Below are 22,358 nucleotides of genomic sequence, written 5' to 3'. Positions count from 1 at the left end.
CGTTGGTTCTTCTAAAATAGAAGTAATTAATTACTTGAATCTTATGGTCACCAGCATTTCAAGAGCAAATTTGACCCTACCTGCAGGACAAGCCTGTGGTTGAGATCTGCTACCGAAGTAGCTTTTTAAGTTGCTCAATCAATGTAAGTGCCCACACAGATTGCTTGGCTTTGATAGATTGTTAAAGAACGTTGCGTACGACTTTTGCCGTAGCAGGGATGCGCATTCTACGCTTCCGGTTACTGAAGTCAAGCCCCATTCATTAAGAATTTTGAACTTTTTCTTCAGCCCTTGTGCTCGACTAATTCGTAATGAACTCAGGAGCTTCAAGGGTTGTCTGTGCGCTCAATGTGCCCTGACAACGGAGGCGAATTATAGAGATCTTCTCGCTGCACGCAACCCCTTTTCTTAACTTTATTGAAAAAACCGCTCCAAGCGCTCACTTTCCACCCAAAATGGCTGTGTATCATACGAAAAAAGGCCCCTCAGGGCCTTTTTAAATATATTACTCACTAGTAACTGCAGTGCTGACTAGGTTTTCGGTGTGTTCTCATCCTGGTCAACTGAATCATCAGCTTCTTTACTTTCGGCTTTAGCTTTTGCAGCTGCCTTCTCTTGTTCTGGCTTAAAGTCCGCGTCTGAATCATCCGACTGATCACCCAACACGTGTTCAAGTTTCAGTTTATGCACATTCTTGATAGTCAGGACCGGACCTGAAATAGCATAGGCTGTAAAGAGAACAAAAAGGACTAAAGCTGGTTCAGTAGCAACAACTACAAACACCAGTACTACCATTAAAATAACAAGGAAGTTAACCTTACCGCGCCAATCGACATCCTTAAATGAGTGATAGCGGAAGTTACTCACCATCAACAGACCACACGCAATGGTAAAGAGTGCGACCAGCAGGCTTACATTTTCAGGATCAATTTCATACTTAGCGCCAACCCAGACCATACCAGACACAATGGCTGCAGCACTTGGAATCGCCAGGCCCTGGAAGTAGCGCTTATCGGAAACCCCTAACATGGTATTAAAACGAGCCAGACGCAGGGCGCCACCCGCTACAAATATAAACGCTGCCAGCCAGCCTAGCTTACCTAAGTCAGCCAGCGCCCAGTTATAAGCCACTAGCGCAGGCGCCATACCGAATGAAACAATGTCTGCCATGCTGTCGTACTCAGCACCGAAATCACTTTCGGTGTGAGTCATGCGTGCCACACGTCCATCGAGCCCATCAAATACCATGGCAATAAAAATTGCGATAGCAGCCATTTCAAACTGGCCGTTCATTGAGGAAACGATGGCGAAAAAGCCTGAAAAAAGACCAGCAGTTGTCAATAAGTTTGGCAGTAAATAAATACCGCGTCGTTTATGACTTGCTGAATCCTGATGCTGTTCTGACATATCATAAGTCCTGTCGGAGAAAATGAATAAAAGATACTGGCACTAAGAATACCATAGACTTAAACAAGTGCATAAATACCTGCGAGAGCAGAAAAGGCTCCCGCGGGAGCCTTTTTTCAGTGCTGATAGTTACTGGTGAATGGTTAAACCATCGCCACCTGAATCGACATGGATCGTTTTACCAGGTTGCAGTTCTCCCGCAAGCAACTTATGCGCTAATGGGTTTTCCAGTTCGTGCTGAATCGCTCGTTTTAGCGGGCGTGCTCCGAAAACAGGATCAAACCCAACCTTAGCCAGTTGTTCCAGCGCTGAGTCGCTAACCTCAAGTTCAAAGCCTTTTTCCTGAAGTCGCAACAATAACCGCTTCATCTGAATGCCCGCAATTTTCTTAATATGCGTGTTACTGAGCGGATGGAAGACCACGGTTTCATCAACACGGTTCAAAAACTCAGGACGGAAGTGGCCCGCCAGAACCTGCATAATCAGATTCTTCATTTGCTGATAGTCCACTTCACCCGCTTTTTCCTGAATCAATTCTGAGCCAAGGTTCGAGGTCATAATGATCACAGTGTTTTTGAAGTCCACCGTGCGCCCCTGACCATCGGTCAAACGCCCATCATCCAACACCTGAAGCAGGATATTAAAGACATCGGGATGCGCTTTCTCCACCTCATCCAACAGAATGACGGAGTATGGACGCCGTCTGACTGCTTCAGTCAAGTAGCCACCTTCTTCATAACCAACATAGCCAGGAGGCGCACCGACCAGACGTGACACCGAGTGCTTCTCCATGAATTCAGACATATCAATCCGCACCATCGCGGCGTCGGTGTCGAACATGAAATTAGCTAAAGCTTTGCATAATTCGGTCTTACCAACACCGGTAGGGCCGAGAAACATAAAAGAGCCGATCGGACGGTCCGGGTCACCCAGACCAGCTCGTGACCGACGAATCGCGTTGGCCACCGAAACTACTGCTTCATGTTGACCAATAACCCGCTTATGCAACTCGTCTTCCATTCTCAATAGCTTATCGCGCTCGCCTTCGAGCATGCGTGACACCGGAATGCCAGTCCAGCGCGACAGTACTTCAGCAATCTCTTCTTCTGAAACACGGTTTCGCAACAAGCTCATATCCTGCATTTCAGCTTGCAGTGCAAGATCTAACTGGCGCTCCAGTTCAGGAATGCGGCCGTATTGCAGCTCGGACATCCGATTTAAATCGCCAGCCCGACGAGCCACTTCCATATCCTGACGCGCCTGATCCAATTGTTCTTTAATATGTTGGTGCCCTTGCAGAGCCGCTTTCTCCGTATTCCAGATTTCATCCAGCTCTTTGTATTTGATTTCAAGCTCACCGATTTCATCTTCCAGCAATTCAAAGCGCTTTTTACTGGCGTCGTCTTTCTCTTTACGCAATGCTTCACGTTCAAGTTTGAGCTGAATCATTCTGCGCTCGAGACGGTCCAGCTCCTCAGGCTTTGAGTCAATCTGCATACGGATGCTCGAGGCTGCCTCGTCAATCAAATCGATCGCTTTATCAGGCAACTGACGATCGCTTATGTAGCGATGGGACAAGGAGGCAGCAGCAACAATAGCGGGATCAGTAATCTCGACTGAGTGATGAAGTTCGTACTTTTCTTTTAGTCCGCGCAAAATTGCGATGGTATCTTCCACCGACGGCTCATCAACCAGCACTTTCTGGAAACGTCGCTCTAAGGCAGCATCTTTTTCAATGTACTGACGATACTCATCCAGGGTGGTCGCCCCCACACAATGCAGCTCACCGCGGGCTAGTGCAGGCTTGAGCATATTACCGGCATCCATGGCCCCGTCCGCCTTACCGGCGCCAACCATGGTATGGAGTTCATCAATAAAGAGGATAACGGCGCCCTCTTCCTGTTGCAGCTCATTGAGCACCGCTTTTAAGCGTTCTTCAAACTCGCCCCGGTATTTTGCACCGGCCAACAGCGAGCCTAAATCAAGCGACAACACCCGCTTGTGTTTTAAACCCTCAGGCACCTCGCCATTGATAATTCGTTGCGCCAGGCCTTCCACAATAGCTGTTTTACCCACACCGGGCTCACCGATCAGCACTGGATTATTCTTTGTCCGACGCTGGAGAACCTGAATGGTACGGCGGATCTCTTCGTCACGGCCGATCACCGGGTCCAGCTTGCCCTGCTCTGCTCGCTCGGTTAAATCAATGGTGTACTTGTCGAGCGCCTGGCGTTGCTCTTCGGCATTCGGATCATCGATCTGCTGACCATTGCGTATATCGTTAATAGCTTTGTCGACCTTGCCAGCCTCAACACCCTGCTTTTTCAGTAACTCACCAAGCTTACCTTTGTCTTCCAACGCCGCCAGCACAAAAAGCTCGCTGGAGATGTATTTGTCTTTGCGCTTTTGCGCATATTTGTCACACAGATTAAGCAGCGTTGCAGAGGCAGAACTCAGCTGAACTTCACCGCCGGTTCCTTCAACCTGAGGAATATCATCTAACGCCTTTGATAACTGGGCGCGAAAGGTGGGAATATTTACTCCAGTGTTCTGCAATAGCTGACGCACTGTGCCGCCGTCCTGATTGAGCAATGCGCTCATCAAGTGGATGGGTTCTATATATTGGTGGTCGCGGCCGAGCGCTAACGACTGAGCATCGGAAATCGCTAACTGAAATTTACTGGTGAATCGGTCCAGGCGCATTTACCTTCTCCTTAAAAACATCATTGCTTTTAATGTGGGTATTATTTACCCAATTTCAAGGTCACTGGTTGATTCAGGATCAACTTTTCCAAAGTAAGTTAGCCATCCGGCCAGTGGTGCCATCACGACGGTAGGAATAGAACAGTTTGCTTTCTGTATAGGTGCAGTGGTCGCCACCGCCAATAAAGCCCACTTTGCCAGCCAGTTGCTGGCGGGCTATTTCATACAAATCGGCTTTCCAGTGCATCTGGTAACGCTGAAACGCGCTGGCATGTTCTGCGTTACGCCCGATAATTAAATCACGCACGTCGTCACCCACTTCAAATGCCTGCTGGCTGATAGCAGGCCCCAGCCAGACACAAATTTCGTCGGCCGGAGCCTCAAATTGTTTCAATGCACGACCAATAATGCCATTGACCATGCCACGCCAGCCCGCATGAACCAATGCCAATTCACTACCGTCTTTTGTCGCCAGGAAAACCGGCAGGCAATCAGCGGTCATAATCACCAGTACCTGACCCGCAACATCGGTATACGCCGCATCCGCATCCGGCAAATCCTGCAACCCCTGCTCGCCGATGCGCACCATTCCATTACTGTGGGTCTGGCTCAACCAATTAGGTTCTGTCGGCAATTCTAACTGCTGACTGAGTCGACGTCGGTTCTCCTGAACTGCAGCCGGCAAATCGCCAACATGAGTCGCAACATTCAATTGACCAAACGGCGACACACTGACGCCGCCGCTGCGGGTCGTGGTTAAAGCATTCACTTCACTGGTAACAGGCCAGTCGGCTTTAAAGGTTGTAATCATCGTCCACTCCATGCGCATCCTTACGCAATAACTCGGCTATCGCTAACATGTCATCGGGCACTGGCGCTTCCCAGCTCATCAGTTCGCCACTTATTGGGTGATGCAATGCTAACTTGACCGCATGCAACGCCTGCCGCTTGAACCCGCGCAGCGCGGTCAAAAGTTCATCGCTACCGCCCTGTGGCGGACGTGGCCGGCCACCATATTGCAAGTCACCCACTAGTGGATGCCGCAGGTGAGCCATGTGGACCCGGATTTGGTGAGTACGCCCACTTTCCAAACGCAAACGCAGTCGGGTATGCAAGCGGAAACGCTCGGCAACCCGATAATGTGTTACCGCCGGTTTACCACTGCTAACCACCGCCATATGGGTTCGCTTCGTTGGGTGCCGGCCGACTGGTTCGTCAACCTGACCGCCCGCCGTCATCACCCCATTTACTATAGCTTCATATTCGCGGGTAATGTCACGCGCCTGCAATGCAGTGACTAAATGGGTTTGAGCGGCAATGCTTTTCGCTACCACCATCAAACCTGTGGTGTCTTTGTCCAGCCGATGCACAATGCCGGCCCGGGCCAGTTGAGCCGCGCCTTGATGATGGTGCAACAGAGCATTGAGGATAGTTCCGTCCGGGGTACCAGCGCCAGGATGGACCACCAGCCCGGCAGGTTTGTTCAGCACCAGAATGTGCTCGTCTTCGAAAACAATATCGAGGTCTATAGGCTGGGCTTCAAAGCGTTCTTCGCTTTCTACCTGCGCGTCCAGACGGACTGCCATACCAGGCAGAACTTTCTCGCGAGGCTTGGTAACTACCTTGCCATCCAGAGTAACTTTGCCGTCAACAATCCAGTCTTTCAAACGTGAGCGTGAATAATCCGGGAACAATTCCGCCAGCACCTGGTCGAAACGCATTCCAAAATGATGCTCGTCAATAACTGCTTCGTGAGTAATCTGTTGGGTCATAAATATCTGCTGTGAAACCTGTAGTCGCTAAGGTAGAATGCCGAATTAATCGCAAGTGTACCTGTTTTATATGGGTATGACTAAAGCAAAAGCAATAAAAGGTAGCAAAGGTTCCTTATGAAAGTTGTGCTCCTCTCTGTATTCCTGATGTCATTCATTCTGACTGGCTGTTCTTCAAATCCTGATCGTGAGCGTGAACGCCAGATGCAGGGTTCTGCTGAGCAAATGTATGAACAAGCGCAAAGCTATTTAAATTCAGGCAATTTTACCATGGCCTCGCAAACCTTGCGCAACATCGAAAGCCGTTATCCGTTTGGTGCCCATATTAACCAGGTTCAACTCGATCTGATTTATGTTTATTACCATGTGGCTGATCAGGACCGTGCGCTGACTGCAATTGACCGCTTCCTGCGCTTGAATCCAAATCACGTGGATGCAGATTACGTGCGCTATATGCGCGGCTTGGTTCACCTCCAATTGGAAGACAATGCCTTCCACCGTCTGGTTGGTATTGACCGTTCAGACCGCGATAAAAGCTATTCCGAGCAAGCTTTTGAAGACTTTCGTCAATTACTGGAACGTCACCCGGAAAGCCAGTATGCCGCCGATGCCCGCTTACGCATGATAGGGATCCAGTCACGTTTAGCTCAGTATGAACTAAGCGCTGGCGAATATTACATGCGCCGCGAAGCCTATATGGCTGCCGCGCGTCGAGGGCAATATATTCTTGAAAGCTTCCCTCAGGTGCCGGAAGTTGAGCAAGCACTGGAACTGATGATTACCGCCTACGACGCGCTGGGCTTAGAAGACCTGCGTGATGATGCGTTGGCCGTGTTACGTTTGAACTTCCCACAGCATCGGCTTGCTGGTGGCTAAAGCGGGACGTTTAAGTTCGACAGAAACAGACAAAAAGAAAGCCAGCAGTTGCTGGCTTTCTTTTTACTGAACGCGGAGGGTTTGCACTACTAGCGCCAGACCTTACACCGCATCCTCATTCTCTTCCCCGGTACGGATCCGAATCACGCGGGCAACATCCGAAATAAATATCTTCCCGTCACCAATTTTGCCGGTCTGTGCCGTTTCCATAATGGCCTCGATACAGCGATCCAACTCATCGTCTTTGACCACCACTTCAACCTTAACTTTGGGCAAAAAATCGACCATATACTCAGCACCGCGATATAACTCGGTATGACCCTTTTGCCGCCCAAACCCTTTTACTTCAGACACTGTCATACCGGCAATCCCGACATCGGATAATGCTGCGCGCACATCATCGAGTTTGAAGGGTTTGATGATGGCTTCCACCTTTTTCATGCTTGCTCCTGCTAATGTGCTTTGCTTGAGTCGACCAATTTAATCTTCAGTCCGCGCCAACATACTCTGCAAGTAGCGGCTGGTAATCGGGTAGCGTCTGTCACGACCAAAATTACGTCGGGTAACCTTCGGCCCGACAGCGCCCTGGCGCCGCTTGTATTCATTGCGGTCAACCAGAGTAACTACGCGCTTTACAGTTTCAGCGTCATAGCCTGCATTAATCATATCAGCAAGTGACTGATCTTGCTCAACATAGGCGGCGATAATTTCATCAAGTACTGAATAAGGCGGCAACGAGTCCTGATCTTTCTGATCCGGAGCCAGCTCTGCAGACGGCGGTCGGGTAATGACCCGCTCCGGAATAGCCTCCCCTAGCGTGTTGCGGAATCTGGCCAGATCATAAACACGTTCTTTATACACATCTTTGATCGGCGCGAAACCACCACACATATCGCCGTACAAGGTGCAGTAACCCACCGCCAGTTCGCTCTTATTTCCGGTGCTGAGTAGCAGGCTGCCTTCTTTATTCGACAATGCCATCAATAACACACCACGGCAACGGGCCTGTAAGTTCTCTTCTGTGGTATCACGCGGCTTATCGGCTGTCAGACCCGGAACGACCTGCATAAAGCTGTCGACCATGGGGGCAACTGGCACCACATCGAACTGGCAACCCAACCACTCGGCTTGTTGTTTGGCATCTTCAATACTGATGTCAGCCGTGTACTGGTACGGCATCATAACGGCGCGCACCCGATCCGCTCCAAGTGCGTCCACCGCCAGCGCCAGGGTCAAGGCCGAATCAATACCACCCGATAAACCAAGCAATACTGAAGAAAAACCGTTTTTGCTAACATAGTCATGGAGTGCCAGTGTTAACGCCTGATACAGCGCCGCATCGGCGCTATCGGTTCCATGGTCGACGTTATTTACCAGCTTTCCGTCATTGAATTGCGCGGTTACCACATCTTCAGCGCAATGCTTTAAGGTAATCGCTGCCTGACCATGCTCATCTACGACCATTGAATTGCCATCAAAAAGTAATTCGTCCTGGCCGCCGACCTGGTTCACGTAGACAATTGGCAGGCCACTTTCAGCCCAGCGTTGGTGCAGGACCTGAAGTCGCTGAGCCGCTTTATATTCTTCGTAAGGCGATGCATTGGTCGACAATATAAGTTCTGCCCCAGCCGCCTTGGCGCCCGCAATCGGAGCCTGCTGCCAGAGATCCTCACATATCAGCAAGCCTATCTGATGGCCTTTGAATTCGAAGACGGTGCTTCCGGTGCCCGCGGTGAAGTAGCGCTTTTCATCAAACTCACCGTAATTGGGTAATATTTGCTTACGGTAGTGGGCAATACGAAGACCCTGATAAAATACCGACACAGCATTGAAAATGGCCTGCCCATCGGTCTCCGGGTAGCCAACCATAATAGCGACATCTGTGCTGGCTGCTTTAATGCGTTCTAACGCATGCTCAAGCCCCGCATATAGATCTGCGCGATAGACAATATCTTCGAGCGGGTAACCAGTTAAAGTCAGTTCAGGGAACACCAGAATATCGGCGTCTGAGTGTCTGGCGACGGTGTCTACCACCCGATCCGTGTTCGCTTCTATTGCGCCCACCGTCAGTTTCACTTGCGCCAGAGCGACGTTTAATTGTCTAGTCATGCCGTTGCCTTTTACCACCTTATCTGCCATCAAAGCGCGCTATGATAGCATCAGTCGTGTTGCAATTCGTCCGGAATAGGTGGATTACGAGGCTCTTTTGGCCGGTTACCACGGCCCTTGGCGTATTCCTTTAGCTGGAACACATAGGCGAGGACTTGCGCCACTGCCATAAACAAACCTTCGGGGATCTCCTGCCCTATTTTGGTGCTGTAGTACACTGCCCGTGCGAGCTCAGGTGACTGCACCAGAGGCACGTCCGAGTCCACTGCAACTTCGCGAATTTTCGCCGCCACTTCGTCATTGCCTTTGGCGACGACGCGCGGTGCGCCTTTTGCAAGCGGGTCATACGTCAGAGCCACCGCGAAATGAGTCGGGTTGGTCACCACCACGTCGGCATTGGGGATGTCCTGCATCATTCGCTTCATCGCCATGGAAAGCTGCATCTGACGAATTTTACCTTTAATTTCCGGGCTACCTTCGGCATTTTTGCGTTCGTCTTTGATTTCCTGCTTGGTCATGCGTAATTGCTTGGTGTGGTTGTAGCGTTGAAAAGGAACATCAATAGCGACGATAAAGAGCATCGAGCTGGTCAACAGCAAAAACATAAAACCAAGCATGGTCAGAGCGTCCGCCAGGGTTTGTTCAATAATGCCATTGGAGAGCTGAAGGATATTAGGAAACTGCCAGCGCAGCAGAAAGTAAGCAAATACAGCGACAATACTAAACTTACCCACTGCTTTGAGTAGCTCAATCAATGCCTGGGTTCCGAGCATACGTTTAAGCCCTTTCAAGGGGCTCATCTTGGACGGTTTCGGCGCCGCTCCCTGCCAACTGAAATTGAAGCCGCCAACCACCGTATTGCCGATAAAAGCACCTAACACGACAATAAAAAAGAAAGTACCTAAGGGATACAGCAGCGCATTAAAAATGCCGGACCAGATATTCAAGGTGGCGTTGTCATCAAAAATAACCGCCCGCTCAACCGAAAAATATTGATAAAAGATACTGAACAGAGCCTCGGCCATGGCACCGCCCATCGCCAACAGGCCAATGGCTGCCGCTGCCAGGACGCCAAGGGTGCCCATCTCTTTGGAGCGTGCTATCTGCCCTTTCTTCTTCGCGTCATCAAGCTTTTTCTGCGTGGGCTCTTCTGTGCGTTCCTGATCCGTTTCAGCCATTGCCGTCTCCTAACAAGTGCCGCCAAGAATAAAACACATCCCGCTCACTGCCCGTTCCCATTGATTTTCAAAATGAACAATAAAGTTACCCACAGTCAGCCATAAGATCAACAAACCAGAGACCATGGTAATCGGAAAACCAACCGTAAAAATGTTGAGCTGCGGGGACGCCCGCGTCATGACACCAAATGACAGGTTAATCAGCAGAATCGAAACCATGGCCGAAATGGAAAACCCAAGGGCCGCATTAAACATCCACACTGCCCAGGTGGCTATATAATAGAAAGCATCTGCATCGAGCCCGACCTGCCCCACAGGAATCGCCTGAAAGCTAACAGCGATCATCTGAATCATTACCAGGTGACCATCCACAGCAAGAAATATTAACGTCGCCAGCATCAGGTAGAACTGAGCAATAACCGGCACCTGTTGGCCACTGTTCGGATCTACCATCGCGGCAAAACCAAGACCTATCTGCATACCCAACACCTGGCCGGCAAGGGCAAAGGTATTAATTGCCAATAACGACATAAAGCCCAGGGCGACGCCGATCAAAATTTGCTGAATGGTGGTCAGCATTCCGGCGGGTGAGACGGTTTCGAAAGGAACATCGATCGGTGGCAGTGCCGGGGATATCGCAATGGTGATCGCCATTGCGAAGAAAATCTTAATCCGTGAGGGCAAACCGCGACCACTAAATACAGCCATGGTCAAAAACATACTGCTGACACGGACGAATGGCCAGTAGTGTTGCGCCAGCCATTCCATAATGACGCTTTCGTAGATGTTCATTAGCCAACAACTTCAGGAATGCGCATGTACATGCCGATGGTAAAATCCATCAGCATCCGCACTAACCAATGTCCACCGAGGCCAATTGCAGTCAGAGTTACCAACAAACGTGGGAGGAAACTTAAAGTCTGTTCGTTAATTGAGGTAGCAGCCTGGAATACCGCCACAATCAGGCCCACAATCAGCCCGGGTACGATGATAAAGCTCACCAGCACAACGATGAGAAACAGAGCATCACGAAACACATCCAGAAAGACTTCAGGTGACATTATGAACCTCGCTACAAGCCGTAACTGCCAGCCAGAGTGCGCATAACCATGCTCCACCCGTCAACCAACACAAACAACATGAGTTTGAACGGCAGCGACACGATCATTGGTGATAACATCATCATACCCATGGCCATAAGGACACTGGCAACCACCAGATCGATGATCAAAAACGGAATAAACAGCATAAACCCAATCTGAAACGCTGTCTTCAATTCACTGGTGATAAAGGACGGTATCAGAATGGTCATCGGCACATCTTCTGGTCCGTCGATGCCTTCATAGCCGGAAATATCAATGAATGTTTCCAGATCGGTCAACCGTGTTTGCGACAGCATAAATGCTTTAATCGGATCGCGCGCCCTCTCAACCGCTTCAACCGGCGTTATTTCCTCGGCTATATAAGGCTGTACCGCATCTTCATTAATGGTGGTCAGCACCGGGGTCATAATAAAAAAGGTCAGGAACAGCGTGATACCGATAAGGATCTGATTGGAGGGTGAGCTTTGCAGACCAATCGCCTGACGCAAAATGGCCAAGACGATAATGATTCGGGTAAATGAGGTCATCATAATAACCGCAGCTGGAATAAAACTCAGCGCCGTCATTATAATCAGGATTTGCAGGGTTACCGAGTACTCCTGACTACCATCCTCATTGGTGGTAACGGTAATCGCATTGAGTCCGTCCTGGGCCGATACCTGAGGTGTGTAGAAAGCGGCTAACGCAAGAAGGGCGACTACTATCGCCAGTGTCCATGATTTCATAATGGAATGTTCCGCATCCGTCGGCTGTAAAGGTTAGCGGTCACGTTTTAGCGCCGATAATACCTGTTCAGCAAAAGAGGATGATGCTGTCTGTTGTGTATCCTTTACCTTAAAGTCATCAGGCAAGGTCTGCAAGAGCTGGATTTGTTGTGTGGTTACCCCAAGCAACAACTTTTGGTCACCAACGGCGACTATCACCAGACGTTCTTTCGGCCCAATAGACACTGAACTAAGTACCGTTACGGGTCCGTTCCGACCTGGCATGCGCATATTCATTTTACGGACCAATGCTGCCAGGCCGACGATAACCGCTAACACCACCAGTAACATCAACAAAGTTGCCCCTGCATCTGCCATGGTGAGAGTACCAGATTGGTTCATATGTGCCTCGTCGGTTGCCCGCGCCTGCTACGCTAGCAGGCGCCAGGCCGATACCTTAACGCAGTTTGCGGATCCGTTCTAGCTGGCTGATGACATCGGTTAAACGAATACCAAATTTGTCATTTACAACAACCACTTCGCCATGCGCAATTAAAGTGCCGTTGACCAAAACATCCAATGGTTCGCCAGCGACGCGTTCAAGTTCAACCACTGAGCCCTGGTTTAACTGCAACAGATTACGGATACTGATCTGGCTGCGGCCAACTTCCATCGAAATGGTAACCGGAATATCCAGAATCGCATCCAGCTTACGGCGCTCCTCCGGACTTTTATCCGATTCATCGGTCAGCTCTTCCAGATCAGCGGTTTTAACACCCTCATTACCTTCTGCTGTTGCTTCTGTTTCTGCTTCCGCCTGGTCTTGCTGACCAGCCATTGCTTCTTCCCAATCGTCCATTTCGCCGTTGTTTCCGTTATCGTTTTCGTTACTCATAAAAGCCTCTTGCCTATCGGCTACTATTAAACGTCAAAATCTTCTTCCAGCTGCTGTAACTCTGCATCGCCACCGATACGTTGTCCGCCTCTGGTTAACATGTGGATATCCGACTTCACGGTTTCTGGTCGTGGAATCTTCTTCGAAATCTTCAGTGCAATATTGTCGCGTGAACGGCCCATTTTGGCCCGGAACGTCGGCAGATCTTCGATATAAACCGTCAGGTTCTCTGGCATATCGACCGGAATAATATCGCCCGACTGCAGATCCATCACTTCACGTAAGGACAGCTCTGTGTCCAGTAACTTGGCTTTAATCTCGACTGGCACATCCATGATCTCGTCACGTAGTGCCTTACCCCAGCGCAGGTCGGTGTCTTCTTTATCACTCTGTACACCCGCGTCAAGCAGTTCACGTATTGGCTCCAGCATCGAGTAAGGCAACGCAATGTGGAAATCACCACCGCCGCCATCAAGCTCTATATGGAACGAGCTAATAACGATGACTTCGGTCGGGCTAACAATGTTCGCCATCGCCGGATTGACTTCAGAGTCGAGGTATTCAAAACCGACATCCATAACCGGTGCCCAGGCTTCTTTGTAGTCCTCAAAGATAAGCTTCAGCAACATCTGGATGATACGACGTTCAGTGGGAGTAAATTCACGCCCTTCGATCTTGGCATGATAGCGGCCGTCACCACCAAAGAAGTTATCCACCAGAATAAAGACCAGACGCGCTTCCATGGTAATCAGCGCGGTCCCTTTCAACGGACGAAAGCGCACCATGTTAAGACTGGTTGGGACGAATAAGGTATGCACGTACTCGCCAAATTTGAGCATTTGCACGCCATTAATTGACACCTCGGCACTGCGACGCATCATATTAAAGAGGCTTATCCGCATATGACGGGCAAAGCGCTCATTAACGATTTCAAGCGTTGGCATACGCCCACGCACAATGCGATCCTGTGACGAAAAGTCGTAATCGAGGGCATCGGACGCGGCGCCCGACATTTCGATACTATCTTCTTCAACGTCATCGACACCATGCAATAGTGCGTCAATTTCATCCTGTGAGAGTAAATCGCTTACAGCCATACTCAGCTCGCTATTTCAGTTATTCGTTATAAACCACGGCGCACGTCAGCACTACTAAAGGTCGATCGCGGCTAGTCTGTCGTTCTAATTGCTACTAGCATTACCGTTATTACCACTTATTATCAGTAAAGCTGCAATTAGTGTTCCAACTTTAAATCAACCCCTTCTATCGCGGGTTTTTAGTACCGTTGGTGACTGCAGCTGGTTACTGCAAAACCATGCCGGTAAACAGCACTTCTTCCACCACAGGGCTGCCATTGGTCGCCTCGCGCAGGACTTCACGCACCGCGTCCAGTGTCTGCACCCGCAACTCGCGTTTACCTTCAGGTGAGTTCAGGCGGTCCGCACTGGCTCGCGAGAAAACATCCAGCAAGGTACTTTCAATCAAAGGAATATTTTCCAGTGCTAAGCGTTCATTCCGCGATCCCCGAACCATCAATTGCACACTGATTTGCGCCATGCGGTCACGTCGGTCGCCTGCCACATTAAAAATGAAATCTTTCGGTAGTGGAACATAGCGCGCACTTTCCGAATCATCTGCTGCAACCTGCTCCGGTCCAACTTGCTCACTGACCGAGGGCTGGTCGCCCCCGCGCAGAAAGAAAAACCAGACAAGCACTAAAATAAGCAGCACCACCACAACGCCGCCGGCAATCAAGCCGATCTTGCTTTTAGTTTCCTGTTCCTGAACCTGATCCTGTTCTTCAGCCATGATCTACCCTAATTAAATGTCGTAAATGATGTGGGCCGCTTATACAAAGTAATCAACCCGGCCGTCACTATTACTAGTCTGTTCAAGCACGTCGACCTGAGCAATCGCTATATCGTCCGCATCCTCAGCAAACTCACCGCCAGCTCCGTTGCCGAACCCCTGGTTGTCACTAAAGGCGCCCGCCTGTTGCTGTCCGTCACTCTGCTGTTCACTGACATTGGCATCCGCCAGTTGGATTCCCTGTTCCTGCAGCAACTCACGTAAGCGCGGTAAACTTTGTTCAAGTGCCTCACGCGCCTGCGGCGTGGTTACCTGAAAACTGACCGATGCCTGTTCCTGGTTCATATTCAGACGAATACTTAAGCGCCCAAGATCCGGTGGATCAAGGCGCATTTCTGCCGCCTGGGTGCGAGTATTGAACATCACCGATATCCGTTCGCGTAATGTATTCGCTGCCCCTGTACCGAGGATATCCACTGCCTGCTGGGTTTGCCGGGCCGCTTCAAACGCACTCAGGTTAGAGCGCTCGCTGTTTTGCGCCGCTTGAGCGTCACGATTTGCGCCTGCCTGATTTAATGCCTGATTAAAATTGGAGGCGGTATTAGCATTTCCTTGCTGACCACGGCCATCGTTTGCGGTCGACGCCGGCGTCATCTCGCTGACCATGCGACGTAAGCTTTCAAACTGACTGTCTGTGGATTCGCCATCTGCTGACTCATTCTGTGCCTGCACTAAAGCTTGCAACTGGTTGCGTAACTGCTGAGCCGCTTCGCTCATCGCCATTGCCGCAGGTGGCAAATTTCTGCCCCCTAAGGTTCCGCTTTCGCCAGCCAGACCTTCACGACGGTTCTGCGGCATCAACTGTTGCTCAATATGCTCATTCAGATCCTGCATAAAGGCTGCAAGCTTACTATTATCGATGCTGCTCAGACTTACTTGCTCGGAATCAGACAGCTGCTGCAGCATACCCGCAAGACGGTTCTGTGTTTCAGGATCCTGCAGATCCAGATTTTCATCCGCTAGCAACTCTCGCAACTGGCCAAGCAGGTCGGCCACTTCACCGTCGCCCTCTTTCTCAAGTTGCTCCAACTGAGCTACCAGTTCGGCCTGAGTGACTGCCTCTTTACCGCCATCAATAAGTTGGCTGAGCTTCTCCTGCAAGCCAGCCAGGGCGGCTGAATCGAGTTGCTCCAGTTCGCCCATCAGCTGGTCAATATCCAGCACATCTTCACTTACCATTGACGAGTCGAGCTGCAGCTTTTCAAGCAGTCCAGCCAGGTCGCCATCTACGCTGTCCAAAGCTTGTTGCAACTGAGCTTTGAGATCGTCTAACTGACCTTCACTGACCCCACCTTCAGCCAACGATTTGATTTCACTAATCAAATCAAGCCAGCTTTCATCGGATACGGTATCACCCTCTTCAAGTTTCAGCTCAAGCTCCCCTAGCTTTTGCTGAACGCCAGCAACGGAAGCTTCATCCGTTTTCGTTGCTTTGCCGTTTTTTTCGCTATTCCCGGAACTCGCCATCCGACGGTCCTGTTCACCCTGTGCGTTTTTCACACTGGACTGGTGGCCGGCATTGGCCTGACTTAGCTGGCTTGAGAAGCCGCGGTCATCGGCGGCTCGCTGCGTGCCAGGCTGACGATGCTGGTCTACTGACGACTGAGTCGATGTAGCTGCTGATGGCGTCCGTCCTACGTTCATGTGTTGCATTGCATTACCTCTTCGGCCATGTCAGGGCCTGACTAATCTCTGAGTAAAGAAATGCAATATCCATTCCAACGTTTGTTGTAGAGTCTGACTAATGTTTCTGTTGTTTCAAACGTCGCATAAAGCCTTGAGTTGCATATTCGTCAGCCGTCGCCTGCTCTCGTCGATTCTGGCGTAAAGCCGCTTGTTGTCGCTTTTTCTCCAGCAAATGCTCGATGGCTTTGCGTCGCTGTTGCTTTTCAACCCAATACTGCTGACGGTCGGTCACGACCTGTTCCAGTCGCTGTAATTTAATTCGCTGTTGGCCAATACCTTCATCCAGTTTGCCAATAAACGCGTGGTAATGACCGAAGCGCATTGACTGCAGGCCGCCCTGCCCTCGCTCAAGCGCGCTGTTCAGATACTCGGTACGATACTGCTCAAGGCCAGCCAGTCGACTGCGCTGCATTTCACATTGCTGACGCGCCTGCTGTAAGCGAACTGCGGCCTGGTCTTCTCGCTTCTTTTCCATATCGAGAACCAGGTAAAGTGACTTGTCCTGCATCGTTTACCTCCGGTAGCTAGCGTACCCGCTCAGCAAGTTGAGCCAAAACTGACACGCAGTCATCGAAAGGCGAGACATCGAGCATACCCTGTTGCAGAAATCGCTCGACCATTGGCATCAACTGGATCGCCTGATCAACACGCGGGTCAGACCCTTTCGCATAGGCACCAATACTTATCAGATCACGATTTTGTTGGTAACTGGAATAAATCTGCTTAACCGCCATCGCATTCTGTAAATGCTGTGGCGAAATAACCTGTGGCATAACCCGGCTCACGGACGCCTCTATATCGATAGCCGGATAATGACCCTGCTCGGCCAGACGCCGACTAAGCACGACATGGCCGTCCAATATTGCGCGCGCAGAATCCGCAATCGGGTCCTGCATATCATCGCCTTCAGTGAGTACCGTATAAAATGCGGTAATAGAGCCCTGTCCATCACCCCCATTGCCAGCTCGCTCAACCAACGCAGGCAGACGGGCAAATACCGAGGGCGGATACCCTTTGGTCGCCGGGGGCTCACCAATTGCCAAAGCAATTTCCCGTTGCGCCATCGCATAACGGGTTAACGAATCCATCAGCAAGAGTACATTAAGGCCCTGATCACGGAAGTACTCGGCGATCTGAGCTGCGGTTTCGCAACCACGTAAACGCATTAACGGCGACTGATCCGCCGGAGAGGCAATGACAACACTGCGACGGCGGCCTTCTTCACCGAGAATGTCTTCAATAAATTCTTTTACTTCGCGGCCCCGTTCACCAATTAAGCCGACCACGATAACGTCAGCGGTTGACCCCCTCGTCATCATCCCCAACAACACACTTTTACCCACACCACTGCCGGCGAAAAGCCCCATGCGCTGGCCTTTGCCTACCGTTAGCAATGCATTAATAGCGGTGACACCAACGTCGAGGGGTTCGCGCACCGGGCGGCGCGCTAACGGGTTTATCTTTTCTCGTTGACGGGAACCACGGCGGGCTGTCTCTATCGGGCCCAGTCCATCAAGCGGGTTACCAGCGCCGTCAATCACCCGCCCCAGAAGCTCAATCCCAAGCGGAATACCTGCCTGGTCGAGCAAGGGACGCACTTTTGCACCCGGGATAACACCGTGGGCGTCATCAGCGGGCATCAGATAAAGAACATCGTCATCGAAACCTACAACTTCGGCGATCACCTCGCCCTGACTGGTTTCCACCGAGCACAGCGAGCCGATTGAGGCACGACAGCCAATGGCTTCGAAGGTGAGGCCAACGACACGGGTCAGACGGCCACTAGTTTGCAGCCGGGCTGGACGAATATATTGCTGACGAGCGGCTAGGCGACGCTCCAGTTCATTCATTGCGCCCATTGCTATCGCCTTGTGGTTGCTCCGTTGCTGCCTGCTCTGTTGCTTGCGGGTCCTGCTCGGAGTCTGCCGGTTTTTGTGCCGCAGCCGCCGCTTGTTCAGCCTGTGCCTTCTGTTCAGCCTCAGCGTGTTGCTTGCTTCGCTGTTGCTCAACGGCATCGACCTGAGGCTCAGACCGCATAGGCTGGCCATCCGAACCTTTCAGCCCCTTGATGTAATACTTAAATACATCGTTAATACGTGACTCAAGCGTCGCATCCACCCGCGTCACCGGGGTTGTCACCACACACCCGCCGCGCGTCAGGCTCGCGTCCTGTTCGATACGCCAGCCCAACTCAGTCAGCTCCTGCTCATTCCAGCGCTGCTTAATGAGCTCAATATCTAAGGGGTGCAATGCGATTTTCAGCTGACCGGCCTGTTCAGTAAGGTCTGTCACCGCGTGTTGCACCACCTGCTGAATAATACTCGGGTTGGTCTCCACTTCGTGCATACAGATCGCTTGCGCCAGCGTCGCTGTCATGGTTACCAGTTGACGTTCGACACCTTCATTGATTTGCAGTGCGGGTTGACGCATGTGTTCGAAAAGCTGTTGCCAACGCAGACTCAGTTCCTGCTGCAATTGTTCACCGGCTGCGGCAGCTTCCGCTTCACCAGCACTCTTACCAGCTAACAGGCCTTCGTCATACCCTTGCTTAAAGCCCTCTTCATGGCCGCTTTTCAGACCTTCTTCACGGCCTTCCGCGATCCCCTCCTGGCGCGCCTCTTCACGAATTGCTTCGAGCATCTCTGCTGTCAGTTGGGGAGCTTCGTCTTCCTCTTCTGCCGGTTCTGGTTCCGGCGGTTCAAACTGCCAGCGCATCGGTTTGTTCACCGCATTGCGCCGCATTGAGGTAATGTATTCGTCGCTGGTTATATCAGGATATTCCCAACGTGCAGGCTGGTCGCCCTTTTGAGGGCGGCGCGAATCACTCATACCCGCTCCTCAATTAGAATAAGAATTCTTCGTTGCTACCACCACCAAGCATCAGTTCGCCTGAATCTGCCAGGCGCCGTGCTGTCGCCAGGATATCTTTCTGTGCTGCTTCGACATCACTGATCCGCACTGGCCCCATCGCCTCCAGATCATCCTGTAAAAGTTCAGCGGCACGTTTCGACATATTGCGGAATATTTTTGCCTTAAGCCGATCGTCAGTACCTTTCAGTGCTTTCTGCAGTACTTCACCTTCAACTTCACGCAGCAGAGTCTGAATACCACGGTCGTCGACATCGATAAGGTTCTCGAACACAAACATAAGATCCTGAATCTGCTGACTGAGTTCTTCGTCTTGCTCGCGAATTGAATCCATCAATGGACCTTCGACTGAAGTATCCAGATAGTTCATGATATTTGCAGCTGCTTTCAAGCCGCCCATTTTCGCAGCCTGAGCGCCTGACTGGCCGGCAAACTGTTTCTCCATAATCTCGTTCAACTCCTGCAATGCAGCTGGTTGTACTTCTTCCAGGTTGGCAATCCGCATCATCAAATCCAGGCGCACTTTTTCACTGAACTGGGCCATGATTTCTGCCGACTGCTCAGGGTCGAGGTAGGATAAAACAATGGTTTGGATCTGCGGGTGTTCATTACGAATAAGCGTGGCAACCTGCTTGGAGTCCATCCATTTAAGCGAGTCCAGACCTTTCGAGCCACTGCCCATAACGATCTGTTCAATAAGGTTACCGGCTTTGTCTTCACCCAGAGCAGCGGTAAGTGCTTTACGCACAAACTCTTCACTCTTGAAGCCAATGGTGGTGAATTCCTGAATCTGTTCAAGGAACAGGCTGTGTACCGCGTTAACCTTTTCCTGACTAAAGTCTTCCAGGCTGGCCATCGCCATACCGACCCGTTGCACCTGCTTGGGTTCCAGGTGCTTTAAGATCTGTGCCGCGTCCTCTTCGGACAAACTCAGTAGCAAAATAGCTGATTTCTCAACGCCACTCAGTTTATGGACATCAAAAGCTTCGTCTTCTTCGATACGAGCAAGCGTACGACGTTTTGTTTTAACATCAACTTCAGACATCTTCGTTCAACCACGCTTTTACCACTTGTGAGGACAACTCTGGCTCATTCGCCACCAGAGCACGAACAGCTTTTAGCAGATCCTCATCTTTATGCAGATCTGGCAGCTGTAACGTGCCATCCGGCGAGAAGCCGATACTGTCGCTGTCAAATTGTTCGGTTAGCATATCGATAGTTTCATCGCCGAGATCTTCATCCCGCGCCAGCAACTCATCGATACCATCATCCGCTGTTTCGTCTGGGTAAATCAGCTTACGCAGCATCGGACGAACGACCGTCATAATCAGAACGGTAATAACCAGAACACCAGCGCCAAGTCGAACCAGACGCCAGAACCATGCTTCTTCCCACCAGGCTTCACCAGCCTCGGCGAATAATGGTTCGTTGATAAACGGAAAGGCGACCACTTCAACATTGTCACCACGGTTAATGTTGTACCCCACACCGGCCATCAGCATGCGGCGAATATTTGCCAGCTCTGCATCTGAGAAGGGTTCACGTACTTCTTCGCCGTCAGCATTGGTAGTAGTGCGATAATCCAGTGCCACAGAGACACTTAAACGCTCCAACACACCCACTTGCTGACGCGTATGGCTGATCGTCTGGTCAAGTTCGTAGTTGCGGGTTTGCTCGCGATGATTGCGTCCCGGTACCACAGCACCCGCCATTCCGGGGCCTACTTCTTCCGGAATATCCGATTCAAGGGGAGGCTGGTTACTCAAAGCACCGGGAATTCCGCCTATCGAGCTGCCCACTGTATTATCTTCAATAATCATTTCTGAACGAACAGCAGGTAAGTCGGGATTAAAGGTTCGCTGGGTTTGCTCAACCTGGGTAAAGTCCATGGTTACGTCGACTTGCGAGGTGTAATTTCCATAGCCCAATACAGGCGACAAAATGTTGTCGATCTTATCCAGGTATTCCTGTTCGCGTTGCCGCGCAATTTCGTATTCACGGCGCGCCTGAGCGGAAAGCTGGTTGCGCGAACCGGAATGTAACAGGCGACCATTCTGGTCGGTCACCGTTACCTGATTGGTTTGTAGCTGCGGAACTGCTGACGCGACCAGGTCAACCACTGAGTCGATCTCTTCGCGGTTTAACTGAGCGCGACGGATGTTCAGCATGACACTGGCACTGGGTTGCCGCTCGCGGCGCGCAAACACGTTCTCGCGCGGAACCGCCAATAAGACGCGTGCCTTATCGACCGATTGCATTTGTTCAATAGTACGAGCCAGCTGCTGTTCACGGGAATGCTTCAGTCGTTCAGACTCAAGACGCTGGGACACACCAAAGCCTGGATCCTGCATCAGGAAATCATCACCCGTGCTGCTATGGGCTGGGCCCATACCCTGACGGGTCATCTGCAGGCGAATATCCGCATAGCGGTCCGAGCGCACATACACGGTGTTGCCTTCGACCCGGTATTCATGACGGTTAGCGTCCATGAAATCCAGGGTTTCAACCAGTTCCGCGGTTTCCAGCTCACCCAGCGGACGGTAATCCGGCTCTTGTACCCAAAGCATGATAAAGATCGCAATGGCGACACATATCGCCAGCGCCACCACAATTATGATCTGACGCAACGCATCAAAGTTACCCAACCCGCTAAGAAAACCAGATTTCTGCTCTTCGTTCGTCGCGCTGTCGCCTGACCCTGAATTGGCCGGGAAATCTTGCTTGCCTGCGACCAGATCCGTGGACTCTGCCATGCTTTAAACTCCTACTTCAAACGGCCCACTTAGACTGGCATGTTCATGATTTTTTCGTACGCATCAACTACTTTGTTACGCACTTGCACGCCCGCTTCAAAGGCGATGCTGGACTTCTGAGCTGCAATCATGACTTCTGCCAGGGACACACTGCTGTCCCCCATTTCCATACGGTTACGCAACTCACCGGCTTCCATCTGCAAGCCGTTAATATTATCAATGGCTGATTTCAGCATGCCGCCAAACTCAGTCTGTGACTGATTGCCTGCATTAACACGATCGAGTTGACTTGCCTGCGGTTGCATTTCCGCCAGCATGTTTTGCATTTCACCGTATAAGTGGTCGCTTTTGATGTTCATGGAAGGTTCCCCCAAAAAATTCTTAATACCTGGTAGTGTCAATTTTTAGTCGCCCAGGCTTGTAATGCGCTTGTGA

22 protein-coding genes are annotated in these 22,358 nt (G+C 50.9%); 1 reads left to right on the top strand and 21 read right to left on the bottom strand.

Annotation, left to right across the window (positions count from 1 at the left end):
* Positions 1-531 precede the first annotated feature (531 nt).
* The 4 genes from pssA to rluD form a co-directional block, all read right to left on the bottom strand.
* Entirely contained in the window at positions 532-1,407 is an 876-nt protein-coding gene (gene pssA / locus CWE14_RS12445) for a CDP-diacylglycerol--serine O-phosphatidyltransferase (RefSeq protein ID WP_126799663.1), read from the bottom strand.
* 129 nt (positions 1,408-1,536) lie between these two features.
* On the bottom strand, positions 1,537-4,110 hold the full coding sequence (clpB, locus tag CWE14_RS12440; protein ID WP_126799662.1) for an ATP-dependent chaperone ClpB: 2,574 nt from the start codon (positions 4,108-4,110) through the stop codon (positions 1,537-1,539).
* Between the two features lie 79 nt (positions 4,111-4,189).
* Positions 4,190-4,921 (bottom strand): peptidoglycan editing factor PgeF, encoded by a 732-nt coding sequence (gene pgeF / locus CWE14_RS12435; protein ID WP_126789994.1) that lies wholly within the window; start codon positions 4,919-4,921, stop codon positions 4,190-4,192.
* Entirely contained in the window at positions 4,905-5,882 is a 978-nt protein-coding gene (gene rluD / locus CWE14_RS12430) for a 23S rRNA pseudouridine(1911/1915/1917) synthase RluD (RefSeq protein WP_126799661.1), read from the bottom strand. Before rluD ends, pgeF begins: the two co-directional genes overlap by 17 nt.
* Positions 5,883-5,999: 117 nt before the next feature.
* Between rluD and CWE14_RS12425 the strand changes: the two genes are divergently transcribed.
* A complete protein-coding gene (locus CWE14_RS12425) occupies positions 6,000-6,758 on the top strand; it encodes an outer membrane protein assembly factor BamD (protein ID WP_126799660.1) in 759 nt (252 codons plus the stop codon).
* A gap of 102 nt (positions 6,759-6,860) precedes the next feature.
* Here CWE14_RS12425 and glnB read toward each other — a convergent pair whose 3' ends face one another.
* The 17 genes from glnB to fliE all read right to left on the bottom strand — a co-directional run bounded on the left by glnB (position 6,861) and on the right by fliE (position 22,282).
* Positions 6,861-7,199, bottom strand: coding sequence for a nitrogen regulatory protein P-II (gene glnB, locus CWE14_RS12420; RefSeq protein ID WP_126789997.1), 339 nt, complete (start codon positions 7,197-7,199; stop codon positions 6,861-6,863).
* Positions 7,200-7,238: 39 nt separating this feature from the next.
* Complete coding sequence (locus tag CWE14_RS12415; protein ID WP_126799659.1) at positions 7,239-8,867, bottom strand: NAD+ synthase; 1,629 nt, start codon at positions 8,865-8,867, stop codon at positions 7,239-7,241.
* Between the two features lie 50 nt (positions 8,868-8,917).
* On the bottom strand, positions 8,918-10,045 hold the full coding sequence (flhB, locus tag CWE14_RS12410) for a flagellar biosynthesis protein FlhB (RefSeq protein ID WP_126799658.1): 1,128 nt from the start codon (positions 10,043-10,045) through the stop codon (positions 8,918-8,920).
* 9 nt (positions 10,046-10,054) lie between these two features.
* On the bottom strand, positions 10,055-10,837 hold the full coding sequence (fliR, locus tag CWE14_RS12405) for a flagellar biosynthetic protein FliR (protein ID WP_126799657.1): 783 nt from the start codon (positions 10,835-10,837) through the stop codon (positions 10,055-10,057).
* Positions 10,837-11,106, bottom strand: coding sequence for a flagellar biosynthesis protein FliQ (gene fliQ, locus CWE14_RS12400; protein ID WP_126790001.1), 270 nt, complete (start codon positions 11,104-11,106; stop codon positions 10,837-10,839). The genes fliR and fliQ overlap by 1 nt, the downstream gene beginning before the upstream one ends.
* An 11-nt stretch (positions 11,107-11,117) precedes the next feature.
* Complete coding sequence (gene fliP / locus CWE14_RS12395) at positions 11,118-11,873, bottom strand: flagellar type III secretion system pore protein FliP (RefSeq protein ID WP_126790002.1); 756 nt, start codon at positions 11,871-11,873, stop codon at positions 11,118-11,120.
* Positions 11,874-11,906: 33 nt separating this feature from the next.
* Positions 11,907-12,254, bottom strand: coding sequence for a flagellar biosynthetic protein FliO (fliO, locus tag CWE14_RS12390; RefSeq protein WP_126799656.1), 348 nt, complete (start codon positions 12,252-12,254; stop codon positions 11,907-11,909).
* 55 nt (positions 12,255-12,309) lie between these two features.
* Positions 12,310-12,747, bottom strand: coding sequence for a flagellar motor switch protein FliN (gene fliN, locus CWE14_RS12385; RefSeq protein WP_198675754.1), 438 nt, complete (start codon positions 12,745-12,747; stop codon positions 12,310-12,312).
* Between the two features lie 26 nt (positions 12,748-12,773).
* The gene (gene fliM / locus CWE14_RS12380; RefSeq protein ID WP_126790004.1) at positions 12,774-13,844 is read right to left on the bottom strand and encodes a flagellar motor switch protein FliM; all 1,071 of its coding nucleotides are present in this window, start codon (positions 13,842-13,844) and stop codon (positions 12,774-12,776) included.
* Between the two features lie 205 nt (positions 13,845-14,049).
* Complete coding sequence (locus tag CWE14_RS12375; RefSeq protein WP_126799655.1) at positions 14,050-14,556, bottom strand: flagellar basal body-associated FliL family protein; 507 nt, start codon at positions 14,554-14,556, stop codon at positions 14,050-14,052.
* A gap of 39 nt (positions 14,557-14,595) precedes the next feature.
* Positions 14,596-16,269, bottom strand: coding sequence for a flagellar hook-length control protein FliK (locus CWE14_RS12370; RefSeq protein ID WP_126799654.1), 1,674 nt, complete (start codon positions 16,267-16,269; stop codon positions 14,596-14,598).
* 88 nt (positions 16,270-16,357) lie between these two features.
* Positions 16,358-16,810, bottom strand: a complete 453-nt coding sequence (gene fliJ / locus CWE14_RS12365) for a flagellar export protein FliJ (RefSeq protein WP_126790007.1) — start codon at positions 16,808-16,810, stop codon at positions 16,358-16,360.
* Between the two features lie 16 nt (positions 16,811-16,826).
* On the bottom strand, positions 16,827-18,161 hold the full coding sequence (gene fliI / locus CWE14_RS12360; RefSeq protein WP_126799653.1) for a flagellar protein export ATPase FliI: 1,335 nt from the start codon (positions 18,159-18,161) through the stop codon (positions 16,827-16,829).
* The gene (gene fliH, locus CWE14_RS12355) at positions 18,145-19,131 is read right to left on the bottom strand and encodes a flagellar assembly protein FliH (protein WP_126799652.1); all 987 of its coding nucleotides are present in this window, start codon (positions 19,129-19,131) and stop codon (positions 18,145-18,147) included. Before fliH ends, fliI begins: the two co-directional genes overlap by 17 nt.
* Positions 19,132-19,144: 13 nt before the next feature.
* Positions 19,145-20,215, bottom strand: coding sequence for a flagellar motor switch protein FliG (gene fliG / locus CWE14_RS12350; RefSeq protein WP_126790010.1), 1,071 nt, complete (start codon positions 20,213-20,215; stop codon positions 19,145-19,147).
* Positions 20,208-21,923, bottom strand: a complete 1,716-nt coding sequence (fliF, locus tag CWE14_RS12345) for a flagellar basal-body MS-ring/collar protein FliF (protein WP_126799651.1) — start codon at positions 21,921-21,923, stop codon at positions 20,208-20,210. The genes fliG and fliF overlap by 8 nt, the downstream gene beginning before the upstream one ends.
* Positions 21,924-21,952: 29 nt before the next feature.
* Positions 21,953-22,282, bottom strand: a complete 330-nt coding sequence (gene fliE, locus CWE14_RS12340) for a flagellar hook-basal body complex protein FliE (protein WP_126790012.1) — start codon at positions 22,280-22,282, stop codon at positions 21,953-21,955.
* Between the last annotated feature and the right edge of the window lie 76 nt (positions 22,283-22,358).

Origin of the sequence: Aliidiomarina soli (genome assembly GCF_003986975.1) — a bacterium.
Classification (GTDB): domain Bacteria; phylum Pseudomonadota; class Gammaproteobacteria; order Enterobacterales; family Alteromonadaceae; genus Aliidiomarina; species Aliidiomarina soli.
This window is presented reverse-complemented; position numbering and strand designations above follow the sequence as displayed.